14 protein-coding genes are annotated in these 14,806 nt (G+C 71.2%); 10 read left to right on the top strand and 4 right to left on the bottom strand.

What is annotated here, in order from left to right; genetic code table 11:
• Positions 1-182: 182 nt before the first annotated feature.
• The 5 genes from HTZ77_RS43040 to HTZ77_RS43020 all read left to right on the top strand — a co-directional run bounded on the left by HTZ77_RS43040 (position 183) and on the right by HTZ77_RS43020 (position 5,499).
• The gene (locus tag HTZ77_RS43040) at positions 183-3,131 is read left to right on the top strand and encodes a nitrate- and nitrite sensing domain-containing protein (RefSeq protein ID WP_175595574.1); all 2,949 of its coding nucleotides are present in this window, start codon (positions 183-185) and stop codon (positions 3,129-3,131) included.
• Between the two features lie 25 nt (positions 3,132-3,156).
• Positions 3,157-3,579: a roadblock/LC7 domain-containing protein gene (locus HTZ77_RS43035; protein WP_175595573.1), complete on the top strand. Its 423-nt coding sequence runs from the start codon at positions 3,157-3,159 to the stop codon at positions 3,577-3,579.
• 26 nt (positions 3,580-3,605) lie between these two features.
• On the top strand, positions 3,606-3,968 hold the full coding sequence (locus tag HTZ77_RS43030; protein ID WP_175595572.1) for a DUF742 domain-containing protein: 363 nt from the start codon (positions 3,606-3,608) through the stop codon (positions 3,966-3,968).
• Positions 3,949-4,527, top strand: a complete 579-nt coding sequence (locus HTZ77_RS43025; protein ID WP_175595571.1) for a GTP-binding protein — start codon at positions 3,949-3,951, stop codon at positions 4,525-4,527. The genes HTZ77_RS43030 and HTZ77_RS43025 overlap by 20 nt, the downstream gene beginning before the upstream one ends.
• A 183-nt stretch (positions 4,528-4,710) precedes the next feature.
• Positions 4,711-5,499, top strand: coding sequence for a hypothetical protein (locus HTZ77_RS43020; RefSeq protein WP_175595570.1), 789 nt, complete (start codon positions 4,711-4,713; stop codon positions 5,497-5,499).
• Positions 5,500-5,643: 144 nt separating this feature from the next.
• Here the strand turns inward: HTZ77_RS43020 and HTZ77_RS43015 are convergent, their stop codons facing one another.
• The 3 genes from HTZ77_RS43015 to HTZ77_RS43005 all read right to left on the bottom strand — a co-directional run bounded on the left by HTZ77_RS43015 (position 5,644) and on the right by HTZ77_RS43005 (position 8,500).
• Positions 5,644-6,411, bottom strand: a complete 768-nt coding sequence (locus HTZ77_RS43015; protein ID WP_175595569.1) for a TetR/AcrR family transcriptional regulator — start codon at positions 6,409-6,411, stop codon at positions 5,644-5,646.
• A gap of 23 nt (positions 6,412-6,434) precedes the next feature.
• A complete protein-coding gene (locus HTZ77_RS43010; protein WP_175595568.1) occupies positions 6,435-7,412 on the bottom strand; it encodes an SIS domain-containing protein in 978 nt (325 codons plus the stop codon).
• Between the two features lie 80 nt (positions 7,413-7,492).
• On the bottom strand, positions 7,493-8,500 hold the full coding sequence (locus tag HTZ77_RS43005; protein WP_175595567.1) for a hypothetical protein: 1,008 nt from the start codon (positions 8,498-8,500) through the stop codon (positions 7,493-7,495).
• 383 nt (positions 8,501-8,883) lie between these two features.
• Here HTZ77_RS43005 and HTZ77_RS43000 point away from each other — a divergent pair, with 383 nt between their 5' ends.
• Genes HTZ77_RS43000 through HTZ77_RS48610 form a run of 4 tightly spaced genes read left to right on the top strand, consistent with a single transcriptional unit; the run spans position 8,884 to position 12,756 of the window.
• Complete coding sequence (locus tag HTZ77_RS43000) at positions 8,884-10,008, top strand: polyamine ABC transporter substrate-binding protein (protein WP_175595566.1); 1,125 nt, start codon at positions 8,884-8,886, stop codon at positions 10,006-10,008.
• 7 nt (positions 10,009-10,015) lie between these two features.
• On the top strand, positions 10,016-10,882 hold the full coding sequence (locus tag HTZ77_RS42995; RefSeq protein ID WP_175595565.1) for an ABC transporter permease: 867 nt from the start codon (positions 10,016-10,018) through the stop codon (positions 10,880-10,882).
• The gene (locus tag HTZ77_RS42990) at positions 10,875-11,654 is read left to right on the top strand and encodes an ABC transporter permease (RefSeq protein ID WP_175595564.1); all 780 of its coding nucleotides are present in this window, start codon (positions 10,875-10,877) and stop codon (positions 11,652-11,654) included. The genes HTZ77_RS42995 and HTZ77_RS42990 overlap by 8 nt, the downstream gene beginning before the upstream one ends.
• Complete coding sequence (locus HTZ77_RS48610) at positions 11,641-12,756, top strand: ABC transporter ATP-binding protein (protein ID WP_175595563.1); 1,116 nt, start codon at positions 11,641-11,643, stop codon at positions 12,754-12,756. Before HTZ77_RS42990 ends, HTZ77_RS48610 begins: the two co-directional genes overlap by 14 nt.
• Before the next feature lie 35 nt (positions 12,757-12,791).
• On the opposite strand, the gene HTZ77_RS42980 is transcribed toward HTZ77_RS48610, so the two are convergent.
• A complete protein-coding gene (locus tag HTZ77_RS42980) occupies positions 12,792-13,397 on the bottom strand; it encodes a TetR/AcrR family transcriptional regulator (RefSeq protein ID WP_175595562.1) in 606 nt (201 codons plus the stop codon).
• A gap of 156 nt (positions 13,398-13,553) precedes the next feature.
• Here HTZ77_RS42980 and HTZ77_RS42975 point away from each other — a divergent pair, with 156 nt between their 5' ends.
• Positions 13,554-14,801: a glycosyltransferase gene (locus HTZ77_RS42975; RefSeq protein WP_235996049.1), complete on the top strand. Its 1,248-nt coding sequence runs from the start codon at positions 13,554-13,556 to the stop codon at positions 14,799-14,801.
• The last annotated feature ends 5 nt before the right edge of the window (positions 14,802-14,806 follow it).

Here is a 14,806-nt window from a genome sequence, read left to right as displayed (position 1 = left end):
GATTTGCGTATTTAGTCTCACGCTGCGGATACCTTGTGGACGTCCTAGAGCCCGTGGACCACGGGATTGATTGAGGGGTAGCGGAAGCAGTGACTACGGGGAACTCCGACAGCGGCCAGGCCGCCGGCCGGGCGCGCGACAGGCGATCCCTGTCGCCCCGGATCGGACTGCGCAACTGGCGCGTGAGATGGCGTCTGACCGCCCTCATCCTGGTTCCCACCGTCGTCTGCGTGGCGCTGGGGGGCGCCCGCGTGGTCGGGTCGATCCAGAGCATCAACGACTACGAGCGCACCATCCGGGCCGCCGAGGACGCGGGACACATCCGCGACCTCGTCCAGGCGCTGGGCATGGAGCGTGACACGGGCGGCTGGATGGCCGTCTCCAACGCCCAGCGCAAGAAGCTCGTCAAGCCGTACGCCGAGCGCAAGGACGCCGTCGACAAGCTCGTCTCCACGGTGCAGGCTGACATGGACGCCATGGACGACTCGTACGGCGTGCGCGTCCTCGACGTCGTCCGGCGGGCCCGCCTCGACGTCAAGCAGCTCACCCGGACCCGGACCGAGGGCCAGCGCGACACCTCCCGCTACAACACCCTGCTCGACACGATGCTGCGCCTGCACGACGAGCTGAGCCTGCTCAGCGACGACTCGCAGATCATCGGCCAGTTCCGCGCCCTGGGCGCGCTCGCCCGGGCCAAGGAGGAGATCTCCCGCCAGCGGATCCAGCTCATCAAGGGCTTCTACCAGCCCGGCAGCATGGACTCCAAGGAGGTCGAGCGCTTCATCGCCTCCAACGCCGCCCAGCGCTCCGACATGGCCACCGTCGGTCAGGAGGCCGGCCCGCAGGTCGCCATCCGGCTCCAGAAGGCGCTGACCCGGCCCGAGTACTACAACACCGAGCTGATCAAGTCCCGCGCCGTCACGCTGGCCAGCGGCAAGGCGCCCGGCGTCCGCATCCGGCAGAACCTGCTCGCCTCCACCGACCCCCGCAAGATCTCGGCCACCGACCAGTGGTTCAACGACAACGCCGCCACGATCGACGCCCTCCACTCGGTGGAGGAGGAGATCAGCAAGAAGGTGGCCCTGCGCGGCACCGAGCTGCGCGACGCCGAGATCCGCAACGCCGTCATCGCCGGTGTCCTGATCCTCGCGCTGCTGCTGCTCGTGGCGCTGCTCACCGTCGCCATCGCCCGCTCCATGGTCAGCCCGCTGCGCCGCCTGCGCACCGAGGCCCTGGAGATCGCCGGCTTCCGCCTGCCGGACGTGGTGCGCAAGCTCCGCCTCAACGGCGACGTGGTGCCCGAGATCCGGCCGATCGACGTCGAGGGCAACGACGAGATCGGCGAGGTGGCCAAGGCCTTCGACCAGGTCCACCGGCAGGCCGTCCGGCTGGCGGGCGAGGAGGCCGAGCTGCGCGGCAACATCAGCTCGATGTTCGTCAACCTCTCGCGCCGCACCCAGACGCTGGTCGAGCGGCAGATCTCGCTCATCGACGGCCTGGAGAAGGGCGAGCAGGACGGCGCCCGCCTCGCCGACCTGTTCAAGCTCGACCACCTGGCCACCCGCATGCGCCGCAACTCCGAGAACCTGCTGGTCCTCGCCGGCCACGAGCCCTCCCGGCGGCGCAGCCAGCCGGCCAAGCTCGTGGACGTCGTGCGCGCCGCGCTCTCCGAGGTCGAGGGGTACGAGCGCGTCCAGGTGAAGGTCCACCGCGCCACCGCGGTGGTCGGCAGCGCCGCCAACGACCTCGTCCACCTCGTGGCCGAGCTGGTCGAGAACGCCCTGCAGTTCTCCCCGAGCAACGCCCAGGTCTCCGTGACCAGCAGCCTCATCGAGGGCGGCGGGGCCCTGCTGTCGGTGACCGACTCCGGCATCAGCATGACCGAGGAGGAGCTGGCGGAGGCCAACCGCCGCCTCGCCGAGCCGCCCGTCGTGGACGTGTCGGTCTCGCGGCGCATGGGCCTGTTCGTGGTCGGCCGCCTGGCCCTGCGCCACGGCATCCGCGTCCAGCTCCGCAAGGGCGACGGCAACGGCCTGATCGCCATGGTGCTGCTGCCGCCGGCGCTCATCCCCGACGGCACCCAGCAGCCGCTGCCGCAGCGTCCCGCCTTCGGCGGCGAGCAGGCGGCCGGCGCCAGCGCCGCGCCGCGCGGCCCCGGCTTCGGCGGCTCCGGCCTGACCACCCCCGGCGTCGGCGGCCCCGGTCTCGGCGGTCCCGCGCTGGCGGGCAGCGGCGTGGGCGGGCCCGGCCCGAACGGCAGTCGGCAGAGCGCTCCGGGGCAGAACGGCACCTTCCGCTCGTTCGGCAACCTCGACTCCTTCGGCACCGGCGGCAACGGAACGGGGCGCCCCGGCGTCCCGTTCACCGCCGACACCGACGGCGGCGCGCTGCGCCAGCCCCCCTCGTTCGACACCGGCGGCTTCCCGTCGGCCCCGGGCGTCGAAGGCCCGCCCCGCAGGGAGAACCCGCCGCGGCGGGAAGCCCTGCCGCGCAGGGACGCCTTCCCGAGCCGCGACGAGTTCCCGAGCCGTGAGGGCTTCCCCAGCCGCGACGCTTTCCCGAGCCGCGAGGGCTTCCCCAGCCGTGAGGGCCTCCCAGCCCCGGCAAGTGGTAATGGCGCGTTCCAGAATCCGCCGCCCGCCACCTCGGGTTACAGCACCGCCGACGTGCGCAGGCCGGAGTCCCCGCCCTCGGTGGACGTCTCGCCGATGGACAAGGACCAGGAGGAGTACCTGCCGATCTTCGCGTCGGTGGAGTCGGCCTGGTTCCGCCGTCCGCCCGCGGAACAGGCGTCCCCCGCGCCCGGCCGAGATGAGCACAACCCATCGCAAGCCGTAGTCTCTGGGGAGGAAGCGTGGCGAACGGCCGCGGACGCCGGATGGCGTGCGGCGGCCGCGGCCAGCGACCCCAGCCTCGGCGGCATCACCGCCGCCGGGTTGCCCAAACGCACCCCCAAGGCCAACCTGGTCCCGGGTACGGCCGGTTCGCAGGCCGCGCAGCCCCAGCGGCAGCAGCGGCAGGCGCCGGTGCCGCCGGTCTCGGCTGACCGGATGCGCAGCCGGATGGCCAGCTTCCAGCAGGGAGTGCGACGGGGACGGGCGGAAGTACGCGAACAGGAGGAACAAGAGTGAGCGAGCGTCTTTCCAGGGAGGACGCGTGACAACGCTGAGCCACGAGGCGCATCGGTTCGACTGGCTGATCACGGACTTCGTGCGCAACACCCCCGGTGTCGCGCACGCGGTCGTCGTCTCGGCCGATGGTCTCTGCCTGGCGAGCTCCGAGGGCTTCCCGCCCGACCGGGCCGACCAGCTCGCCGCGGTCTCCGCCGGACTGCTGAGCCTCACCGTGGGCGCGTCCCGCGTGTTCGAGGGCGGCTCCGTGACGCAGACGGTCGTCGAGATGCAGCGCGGCCTGCTCATCGTGATGGCGATCAGCGACGGCTCGGTGATCACCGTGCTGGCCGCGCCCGACTGCGACATGGGTCTGGTGGCCTACCAGATGACGCTGCTCGTCGACCGGGCCGGGCAGGCGCTGACGCCGGCCCTGCGCGCCGAGCTCCAGGCTGCCAGGACACGGTGAGGCAATGACACTCATGGGAGAGGGCCGTGTACGGCACTGACGGCACGGGGGACGACGAGCCCCTGTTCCGTCCGTACGCGGTGACCGGCGGCCGTTCGGAGCCGCGTTACCACCTTGCGATGGAGACGCTGATCTCGTCCATGTCCATACCGGACGACGAGATGGCCTTGCTGACTCCCGAGCAGGAGGCCATCATGCAGCTCTGCCGAACGTTCCGGTCGGTCGCCGAGATCTCGGCCCTCCTCCGGGTCCCGCTGGGCGTGGCGAGGGTGCTCGTGGCGGACATGTCCGATGAAGGGCTTGTCCGCCTCCACCAGCCGCGCCTCAGCCAGGGACAGCCAGACCTCAACATGCTCGAAAGGGTGCTCAGTGGACTTCGCAGGCTCTAGCCCCGGCCTCACGTCGACGAAGATCGTCGTCGCGGGCGGGTTCGGCGTCGGCAAGACGACGTTCGTGGGGGCGGTGTCAGAGATCCTTCCGCTGACCACGGAAGCGGTGATGACCGACGCGTCCGCGGGCATCGACGACCTCGGCATGACGCCCAACAAGCAGACGACGACCGTGGCCATGGACTTCGGCCGCCTGTCGCTCGACCGCGACCTGATCCTGTACCTGTTCGGCACCCCCGGGCAGCACCGGTTCTGGTTCATGTGGGACGACCTCGTGCGGGGCGCCATCGGCGCCGTCGTGCTCCTCGACACGCGCCGGCTGGCCGACAGCTTCCCGGCCATCGACTACTTCGAGGAGGCGAAGCTGCCGTTCGTCGTCGGCGTCAACGGCTGGGACGGGCAGTTCCTCCACTCCGAGGACGAGGTGCGCGAGGCGCTGGCGCTGCCGGCGCACGTGCCGATCGTCCGCACGGACGCGCGCAACCGCGAGTCGGTGAAGGCGACGCTGATCTCGCTGGTCGAGCACGTCGTACGGCTCCGGGCCGCGCCGGTCTCCTGACCGGCTCCGCGCCGAGTGGGTTCGCCGGCCCGGTCTCCTGACCGGGGCTGGTGACCGGCTTCTGACGCGGCAAACCACCCTTTGCCTCCGTTACCCCGACATTTCGGGAAATAGGAGGTGGGGTGATCGCGATCGCCACTACGCTGCTAGGCCCTGTCGGATGAGGAGCCCGGGAGGGCTCCGATGGGGGGAGTAGACCGCATGGTGTGGATCGCGCTCGCCGTGTCGGCCCTCGCCGTGGCCGCCGCGCTCGCGTGGTGGCTGCGCCGCGACCGGCCCGCCGAGGGAAGGGCCGCGGAAGGCCCGCAGAAGGCGCCTGAGCACGCGTGGGGCCCGGTCCTCGACCCGGAGACCGGGATCGCGTTCACGGAGGGCCTGCGGGCCTTTCACGACGAAGGCGACGCCGTGCTCCTGGAGCTCTCCCAGTCCGTGGTCGTCACCCCCGACCCGCCCCGCGCGATCTCCCTGCCCCTGCTGGCCGAGGGCTTCGCCGCCCGCGGCGAGGAGGCCCTGCACGACCCGGAGGGCACGGTCCGCGACCTCGTGGCCGAACGCGGGGCGGTGGAGGGGCCGGGCGTGCTCCACCTGAGCGCCGCCTGGCTGGACGGGATGGTCGACGGCATGGACCGGTGGCACTTCGCCGAGGCCGTCCAGGAGATCGTCTGCTCCCCGCCCTCGGCCGGCGTCACCGCCTGGAAGGCCGAGGAGGAGACGGGGGTCCTGCTGATCACCGTACGTCCCTCCGCCGGGGAGGGCGAGAACACCGTCATGATCGACCTGGCCCGGGTGCTCGACCGCTACCGGGAGGCGCGCGAGGAGCAGCCGGGCGCGCCCGTCGAGGCGCTGCTGCGCACGGTGGTGTCGCACGTGGTGGCGTCGGGAGGGGCGGGGCTCACCTGGACCCGACCGCCTACCGGCGAACAGGACGGCATCCTCCTGTCGGCCGCCACTGCTCCTTCCGTGTTGCGTTGAGGTCTTTGGGTGGGGTGGTTGGGCGTCCAGGACGGCATCGTCCTGTCGGCCGCCACTGCTCCTTCCGTGTTGCGTTGAGGTCTTGTGGAGGGGGCCGCGTTGCGCTGAGGGGCCCGCGTCGCGCACCAAGGAAGCGGCGCGTGCTCAGGAGGGGGTGCGGTGGGTGATCAGGGCTTCGATGCCGTCGAGGAGGCGCTGGAGGCCGAACTCGAAGGCGCGCTCCGCGCTGTAGGCCGTGCCCATGGCCTCGCCCGCCGCCTCGCCCACCCGCGTGGCCGTCGGGAAGCGGCTCACATCGGCGATGCGGCTGAGGAACGGCGCGTGCGCCGCCCACCACTGCTCGTCCGTCATGCCGGTCTCGCGCTCGGCCTGCGACGCCTCCACCGCGCCCCGGGCCGTGCCGTGGACGAACCCGGTCACCAGCGTGACGACCGCGTCCATCTCGACGTCGGTCAGGCCGATGCCGTCCACGGCGCGCAGCTCGTAGTCGTACTTGGCGGTGCCGTTGGGGCCGAGCACGGGGCGGCTGGCCGCCACCTGGGACAGCCAGGGGTGGCGCAGGTAGAGGGCCCAGTTCTCGCGGACGACGTGCTCAAGCCGCCCCCGCCACCCGCCGGGCACGTCCTCGGAGCGGTCCGTCTCGCCGTACACGGTGTCGAGCATGACGTCGAACAGCTCCGGCTTGCCCGGCACGTACGTGTAGAGCGACATCGTGCCGACGCCGAGCCGCTCGGCCACGCGGCGCATGGACAGCGCCTGGAGCCCCTCGGCGTCGGCCACCTCGATGGCGGCGCGCACGATCCGGTCCACGCTCAGGTCGGGCTTGCCCTTGCGGCTCGCCCGCTCGCTGGTGCGCCAGAGCAGCGCGAGGCTGCGAGCGGGGTCGCCCTTGCCGAAGTACTCGGTCGTCACCTTTCGTACGGTACACCGTACGGTCAGGGTGCCGTCAGCGGGGAGGCTGCGGCCCACCAGTGGGCGGCGACCAGCTCGGCCACCAGCGTCTCCGTCAGCAGCGCCACCTCGGGGTCGTCGTCGTACCGGTAGCGGATCGACGCCGCGGCCCCCGGCACGTCGCCGCCCACCGCGAGCACCGTCGAGCCGCGCTGCCGCACCCAGTCCGTGGCCTGCTCGTCGTAGCGGGACCCGGGGAACAGCAGGGCGCGGTAGTCGAGCGTCTTGGTCAGGTACACGTCCACGTGCGCCCAGTCGCCCGTCTCGCAGGCGTCGGCCTGGCGGCGCGGGCCCTCGCGGACCATCAGCGCCGACTGCTCCGCCGACGAGAGCCGCTCGGCGGGCGCGACGGCGTAGACGCCGTGCGGCCCGTCCAGCAGCTCCAGCGCCATGGGCAGCCACTCCTTCCTGCGGTCCAGCAGGTCGGCCGTGGCCTCGGCGGTCCGCCGGAGCAGGGCCGGCAGGTCGCGGGCCGTGCCCGTGAGCCGGGACTCCAGGGCGAGCAGGAGCGCCAGCGTGTGCTGGAACGTGCGGCACGAGACGCCGCCGCGCTCCTCGCCCGCCCGCATCGGCACCACCAGGTCGGCGCCCTCGGTGACGGCGGATCCGGGGGCGTTGGTGAGGGCCAGGACGAACGCCTTCGTGCCGGCGTAGCGGGCGAGCGCGTCCAGGGTCTCGCGGCTGCCGCCCGTGGCGGAGATGGGGACCACGAGCGTGCCGGGGTTCGCGGGGTACGTGGCGGCGGCGGAGGCGTAGTCGGCGTAGGCGTCGATCCCCGCGGCGCGCAGCCGGAGGGCGGCCACGCCGGCCGCGTAGCGGGAGCTGCCCATGCCGAGGAACAGCACCCGCTCGACGCCCGCCGGCAGGCCCTCGAACGGGTCGGCGGCGGCCGGGTCGCCGGCCAGCGCCTCCAGGGCGTCGGGCTTGGCCTCCAGATCGGCCAGGAACAGCTCGGGATTCAACGGATTCTCCAGGTGGTGCTCGGTGCCGCGCGGCAGGCGCGGCGGTGTTCTGCGAGGGCGACGAGAGGGTTTCGCCGGGATCAGGGGTACCAGGTGCGCAGGACGCCCATGGGGGCGTAGCGCCAGCGGGGCAGGTGGCGGGCCGCGTACACGAGCTCACGGCACTCCTGCTCGACCTCGAACGGCCGCAGCAGCGCCTCGTCCAGCAGGTCGGGCCGCCCGCGTCCGGCCAGGCGGTGGCGGTAGGCCGACAGCATGGCCTCGCGGGTCTCGCGGGCCCAGCGGGCGGCGTGCTCCGGCGGCGTGCCGCGTCTCCTGACGGCCACCTGGGCGACGTGTTCGAGGCTCGTGGCGAGCTGGGCGACGTCCCGGGCGGCCGGCTGGTACGGCTCGGCGCCGGTCACGGTCGGGTTGCCGTCGAAGTCGATCACCGCGTAGCCCTCGCGCCACCGGAGGAGCTGACCCACGTGCAGGTCGCCGTGGATGCGGATCAGCGGCGTGGGCCCGGCGGGCCGATGCAGGGGCTCCAGCTCCCGGCGCAGGGCGGCCTCCCGGGCCGCCAGCCACGCGCCGTCCTCCCCGTCGGTCAGCGCCAGCGCCTCCCGGAGCGCCTGCTCGGCGCGCGCCCCGTACCGGCCCGGGTCCCCGCCCGCGTCGTGCGGGGCGGCCGTACCGGCGAGATCCGGGGCGGCCGTACCGGCGAGATCGGGGGCGGCCGTGCCAGCGGGGCCAGCCCCGGGCGGGCGGAAGGGGGACGGGGGCGGGCGGAAGGTGGACAGGGCCACGTGCAGGTCGGCGGTCAGGCGGCCGAGGTCCCGCGCGAACGAGGTGCGTCCGGCCTCGGCCTCGTCCACGCACCACTCCCACCCGTCGCGAGCCTCCGGCAGGTAGCCCGTCACGAGGGCCAGCAGCACCTCTCGCTCGCCCGCGGCACTCCCCGCGCCCGACTTTTCGCGCAAAGTCAGGGCGGCGTACGGCGGCGCGATCTCCTGAAAACCGCTCGCGGCCAGGTGTGCGAGGACGTCAGGGGCCGGATGCGGCAGCGGGGCCGGGGGTGTCAGCCACTTGACGACGACCCGATCACTCACCACCACCGAATAGTTTGTCTGATCGACGTGCTCTCCGAAGTCGCGTTCAGCCGGGACCCCGGTGTCGGCGGCGGCTTCGCCGTGCGAGAGGCTGGGCAGCGGGCCGAGCCGGCGCACGGCGAAAGGTGCGGGCACGACGTCCGCCAACGACGCGACGAACGCAGCTGTGAGGCCGCGGTCCCGCTGGGTGAGGGGATTCTCACCGACGGAGATCAACCGGTCCCATATTGAATCGGGATTCAACAGCATGACCAAACTTCCAGGTGGCAATGTCCGGAAAAGTCTTGCTCATGTTGATTTCTGCTGCAACACTCCTGCTCTGGTCTGCCGTGTCCGTTGGTCGCGCGACCCCTCGTCCCTCGTCATCAGAAGGAGTAGCGGCCTTGTCCCGATTCCGGTTCACCCGTCGTCTTCCGGCCGTCGTAGCGGTGGCCGGCCTCGCGCTCGCCGTGGCGGCGTGCGGTGGTGAGTCGTCGAGCAGCGGCGCGGGTTCGGCTCCGAAAGCCGAGGCCGACCAGCTCAACCCCAACGCGGACCTGAGCAAGCAGTCGATCAGCGTCACGGTGTGGGACGGGTACACCCCGAAGGAGCTGCCCGAGAAGGTCAAGGCGAAACTCAAGGTCCAGGACATGAAGATCGCCCTGCACGCCACCAACGAGGAGGCGATGACCAAGCTCACCGCCGGCGGCGACAGCGGCATCGACGTGGCGTTCGTGTCGGGCCAGTACGCCCAGGCGCTCAACGAGCAGGGCCTGCTGGAGCCGATCCACCCCGAGCTGATCCCCAACCTGTCGAACCTCTACCCCGAGGCCACCCAGCTCTCCTACGACAAGGGCAACAAGTACTCCGTGCCCTACACCTGGGGCACCACCGGCATCTGCTACCGCAGCGACCTGGTCAAGGCCGAGCCGAAGAGCTGGAACGACATCCTGAACCCGCCGGCCTGGGCCGACAAGAAGGTCACCATGATGACCACCGAGCGCTGGCTGGCCCTGCCCGCCCTCAAGGCGCTCGGCTACTCGGTCAACACCGACAAGGACGACGAGATCAACAAGGCCAAGGAGCTGCTGCTCAAGGCCAAGCCGCACCTGCTCGGGTACGACGACACCACCTTCGGCGACAAGCTGACGAGCGGCGAGGCCGTCATGGTCGAGGCGTGGGACGGCTGGTGCCCCACGACCAACGAGAAGCAGAACATCAAGTTCGTCGTGCCGAAGGAGGGCAGCGACCTCTGGGTGGACACCATGGTGATCATGAAGTCCTCCAAGAACAAGGAGGCCGCGCACGCCTTCATCAACTACATCCTCGACCCCGAGATCCACAGCTGGGCGGCGGAGAACATCAACTACAAGGTGCCCAACAAGGCGGCCATGGACCGGGTGAGCCCGCCCAAGGGCTCGCTGCTCGGCATCAAGCCCGCCGAGCTCCTCAACGGCGAGTCGATCATCGACCTGGGGCAGGCGTCGACCAAGTTCACGCGCCTGTCGACCGAGGTCGCGGCGCAGTGACGTTGTGATGTCCCCGGCTAGGACCCGGCCGGCGACCGCCCTGAGGGTGCGGCGCCGGCTGGGCGCGTTCGTCTTCCTGACCCCCGGCCTCGCCTATCTCGTCGTGCTGCTGCTGGTGCCGCTGGCGCTGGTGCTGAGCTACGTGTTCTTCCAGCGCGGCCGCTTCGGCGGGGTCGTCTACGAGTACACCACCGAGAACTTCTCCCGCCTGCTGGACCCGCTCTACCTGCGGGTGCTCGGCGAGTCCCTGCAGATCGCGGCGCTGACCACGGTGATCGCGCTCGCGCTCGGCTATCCCACGGCGTACCTGATCGCCCGGCTGCCCCGGAAGTGGAAGACGGTCGCGCTCGTCGCGATCGTGCTCCCGTTCTGGACGAACTTCATCATCCGCATGTACGCCTGGATCATCCTGCTCAACGGTCCCGGCCTGATCAACTCGGCGCTGAAGAGCCTCGGCCTCGGCCCGTTCGAGCTGCTCTACAACCAGGGCGCCATCGTCACCGGGCTGGTCTACTCGTACCTGCCGCTGATGGTGCTGCCGCTCTACGCGGCCATCGAGAAGCTCGACCCGCAGCTGCGGGAGGCGTCGGCGAACCTCGGCGCGTCCGGGTTCACCACCTTCCGCAAGGTCACGCTGCCGCTGACCGTGCCCGGGGTGCTGACCGGCAGCCTGTTCGTGTTCGTGCCGAGCTTCGGCAACTTCGTCATCCCGGAGATGCTGGGCGGCGGCAAGTCGGTCATGGTGGGCAACCTGATCCGCACGGAGTTCCTCAAGGCCCGGGACTGGCCGTTCGGCTCCGCGCTGGCGCTCGCGCTCGTCGCCGTGCTGGTCGTGCTGCTCCTCGCGCAGGCATGGGCGGCCCGCCGTGCGTAGGTCGAAGCTGCTGTACGTCCCGTTCTGGGTGACGATCGTCTTCCTGTACGCGCCGATCGCCGTGGTCGTCGCGATGTCGTTCAACTCCGGCAAGTCGGCCTACACCTACGAGGGCTTCAGCCTGAAGTGGTACGGCGTGCTGGCCCAGGACCAGCGGGTCATCGACGGCCTGGTGAACACGCTGATCGTCGCGGCGGGCTCGACCGTGATCGCCACGGTGCTCGGCACGCTGCTGGCCGTCGGCCTGGCCCGCCACACCCGCTCGCGCGCGCTCGACGCGATCGCGCTGATGCCGGCGGTGCTGCCCGACCTCGTGCTCGCGATCGGCCTGCTGCTGTTCTACGGTCTGATTCAACTCACGCTCGGCCTGTACTCGGTCGTCCTCGCGCACGGCGTGTTCGCGATGGCGTTCGTGGCGGCCGTGGTCCGCACCCGGCTGGCCAACACCGACACCTCGCTGGAGGAGGCCTCGCGCGACCTCGGCGCGGGACCGGTCACCACCTTCATGAAGGTCACCCTCCCGCAGCTCGCCCCGGGCATCCTGGCGGGCGCGATGCTGGCGTTCACGCTGTCGCTCGACGAGTTCGTGATCGCCTTCTTCACGATCGGCAACCTCCAGCAGACGCTGCCGATCGTCATCTACTCGATGATCCGGTTCGGGGTGACCCCCGAGATCAACGCGCTCGGCGCGATCCTCCTGCTGGTGAGCTTCACCGCGGTGATCGCGGGCCAGCGCATGACCAAGATCGGCGAAGCACGTGCTCAAGATTGACGGCATCACCCGCACTTTCGGCCAGGTCACCGCGCTCGACGGGGTCTCCCTGGAGATCGGGCAGGGCGAGTTCTTCGCCCTGCTGGGCCCGTCCGGCTGCGGCAAGACGACGCTGCTGCGCATCATCGCGGGGTTCGAGACGCCCGACTCCGGCACGGTGACGCTCGACGGCGACGACCTGCTCGCGCTGCCGCCGAACCGCCGGCCGATCAGCCTCATGTTCCAGTCGTACGCGCTGTTCCCGCACATGACCGTGGCCAGGAACGTGGCGTACGGGCTGGAGCGCGAGAAGCTGCCCCGGGAGGAGATCCGGCGGCGCGTCGGCGAGGTGCTGGAGACCGTGGGTCTGTCGGCGCACGGCGACCGCAGGCCCGCGCAGCTGTCCGGCGGCCAGCGCCAGCGCGTGGCGCTGGCCCGCTCCATCGTCAAGCGGCCTCGCCTGCTGCTGCTCGACGAGCCGCTGTCGGCGCTGGACAAGAAGGTCCGCGCCGACATGCAACTGGAGCTGAAGCGGCTGCAGAACGAGGTCGGCATCACCTTCGTGGTCGTCACGCACGACCAGGAGGAGGCCATGTCGCTGGCCGACCGGATCGCGGTCTTCGACAGCGGCAGCGTCCGCCAGGTGGATGAGCCGGTCGCCCTCTACGAGCGTCCGCGCAGCCCGTTCGTCGCGGGCTTCGTCGGCGCCAACAACACCTTCGAGGGCAAGGTCAGCGCGGCCGGGCTGGACGCGGGCGACCTGGGCGAGCTGGCCGGGACCCCGCTCGACGGGCTGGAGGAGGGCGCCGGCGCGCTGCTGTGCGTGCGGCCGGAGAAGATCGCGCTGCGCGAGGTCCCCGAGGAGGCCGCGGGCCCGGACGCCGAGCCCGCCGCGGCGCCGGAGGAGCTCCAGGAAGGCGCGGAGGGGCCCGCCGAGGGGCTGGAGGGCGCCGTGCTGGACGTCAGCTTCTACGGGGGCGTCTCCCACCTGTCGGTGGACGTGCCGGGCCACGCCAAACCGGTGCTGGTGGCCGTGCAGGGCGCGAGCGCCGTACGGCCGGGCGCGAAGGTGCGCCTCACCTGGGACCCCCGCGACGCCGTCGTCATCCCCGTCCCGTCATGACCGGCCCCGCCGGGAACGGCCCGCCCGCGCGCGGCTCAGGCGACGAGGTCGTTGCCCGTCGCCGTGCGCGCGTAGGACAGGATCAGCTCGGCCGCCTCCTCGGGCCCGATCACCGGGTGCCGGGCCGTGATGCGGTAACCGTAGGCGTCCTCCAGCGCCACCAGGTTGCGGGCCAGCGACTGCGAGTCGCCGCTCAGCCGGAACACGCCGAGCGCCGCGCCCGTGTCGAGGATCGACTGGTACATCGACACCTGGCGGTCGTACAGCGAGGTGAGCAGCACCCCGTAGACGCGGTTGCGCCCGGCGGCGCCGCCGAGCTCGTTGAGCAGCCGCACGTCGGGGTCGAGCGGCCCGGTGGGCAGCCCGGAGCGGATCGTCATGACGAGCTTGCTGACCGGGTCGGTCACGGTGGCGAGCTGGCGCAGCCGCTGCTCGTAGAAGCGCTCCATGCCGGCGTGCTGGGCCTCGACGAGCAGCTCGCTGAGGTCGGGATAGTGGTAGAGCACCGCGCCCGAGGTCAGGCCCGCCTCCTCGGCGACATGGGAGAGCTGGACGCCGTCGATGCCGTGGCGGATGATGGCGCGGCGCGCCGCCTCGATCAGGTCGATGCGCCGGTCGGTGCGGCTCTTGCGCTGGGCCATGCTCACCACCTCGTTCCCCCGAGCTGTTCGGCCCCCGTTCAGGAAGCCGTGACCATAGTGCCTTGAAGTTGACCTTTACGCTAGATGAGTATTTGAATTCACGTTCAACTAGTTCGCCCCCTCCGGAGTAGCGTGATGTCTCTCACGATCCTGTTCATGCCAGAAAGCGCCTACGGGCCGACCAACAACTCCATCGGCATCGGCGACATCCTCCGTCGTCGCGGCCACCGCGTCGTCTTCGCCGCCGAGGCGTCCTGGAAGGGCAAGCTGGAGGCCCTCGGCTTCGAGGAGGACCTGGTCGACCTCGCGCCGCCGGCCGAGGAGGAGCAGGATCCGGGACAGTTCTGGAAGGACTTCATCCGCGAGACCGCGCCCGAGTACCGCAAGAGCACGCTGGAGCAGCTCGAGACGGTCACCAAGCCGATCTGGGACTCGCTCATCGACGGCGTGAAGTACTGCGAGCCGCAGCTCAAGGCGATCATCGAGCGGGTCCAGCCGGACGTCATCGTCGAGGACAACGTCATCACGTTCCCGGCCCTGCTCACCGCGGGCCGCAAGTTCGTCCGGATCGTCTCCTGCAACCCGCTGGAGGTCCGCGGCGAGAACGTCGCGCCGGTCTTCTCCGGCCTGCCCGCCGACGACCGCGGCGAGTGGGACGCCTTCCGCGCCGAGTACGACCGCACCCACCGCGAGCTGTGGACCGCCTTCAACGAGTGGTGCGTCGAGCAGGGCACCGAGCCGCTGCCCGACCTCGACTTCATCCACCAGGGCGACCTGAACCTCTACGTCTACCCGGAGATCCTCGACTACACCGCCGAGCGCCCGCTCGGCCCCACGTGGCACCGGCTCGACTCGTCCGTCCGCGAGACCGACGAGCCGTTCGAGCTGCCCTTCCAGCGGGGCGAGGGCGCGCTGGTCTACTTCTCGCTCGGCTCGCTCGGCTCCTCCGACGTGGAGCTGATGCAGCGGGTGATCGACGTGCTGGCCACCACCCCGCACCAGTACATCGTCTCCAAGGGCCCCCTGCACGAGGAGATCAAGCTCGCCGACAACATGTGGGGCGCCGAGTTCCTCCCGCAGACGAAGATCATCCCGCTCTGCGACCTGGTCATCACCCACGGCGGCAACAACACCACCACCGAGGCCGCGCACTTCGGCAAGCCGATGATCCTCCTGCCGCTGTTCTGGGACCAGTACGACAACGCCCAGCGCGTCCACGAGCTGGGCTACGGCGTCCGGCTGTCCACCTACGCCTTCACGGACGAGGAGCTGACGGGCGCCGTCGAGCGCCTGCTCGGCGACACCGGGCTGCGCGCCCGGCTGGCGGCGGCGGGCGAGGAGATCCGCGGCCGCGACGGCCTGCGCAAGGCGGCCGACCTCATCGAGCGGCTCGGCCAGGAATAGCCGGG

Origin of the sequence: Nonomuraea montanisoli, from assembly GCF_013363975.1 — a bacterium.
Lineage (GTDB): Bacteria > Actinomycetota > Actinomycetes > Streptosporangiales > Streptosporangiaceae > Nonomuraea > Nonomuraea montanisoli.
Note: the sequence above shows the minus strand (reverse complement) of the source record. Positions and strands in the feature narration are given on the sequence as shown.

Bases quoted from the DNA above. Each gene is read 5' to 3' on its own strand.
- HTZ77_RS42995 (WP_175595565.1), top strand. From the start codon at position 10,016: ATGTCCCCGGCTAGGACCCGGCCGGCGACCGCCCTGAGGGTGCGGCGC.
- HTZ77_RS42980 (WP_175595562.1), bottom strand. From the start codon at position 13,397: ATGGCCCAGCGCAAGAGCCGCACCGACCGGCGCATCGACCTGATCGAG.
- HTZ77_RS43020 (WP_175595570.1), top strand. From the start codon at position 4,711: ATGGGGGGAGTAGACCGCATGGTGTGGATCGCGCTCGCCGTGTCGGCC.
- HTZ77_RS42975 (WP_235996049.1), top strand. From the start codon at position 13,554: ATGCCAGAAAGCGCCTACGGGCCGACCAACAACTCCATCGGCATCGGC.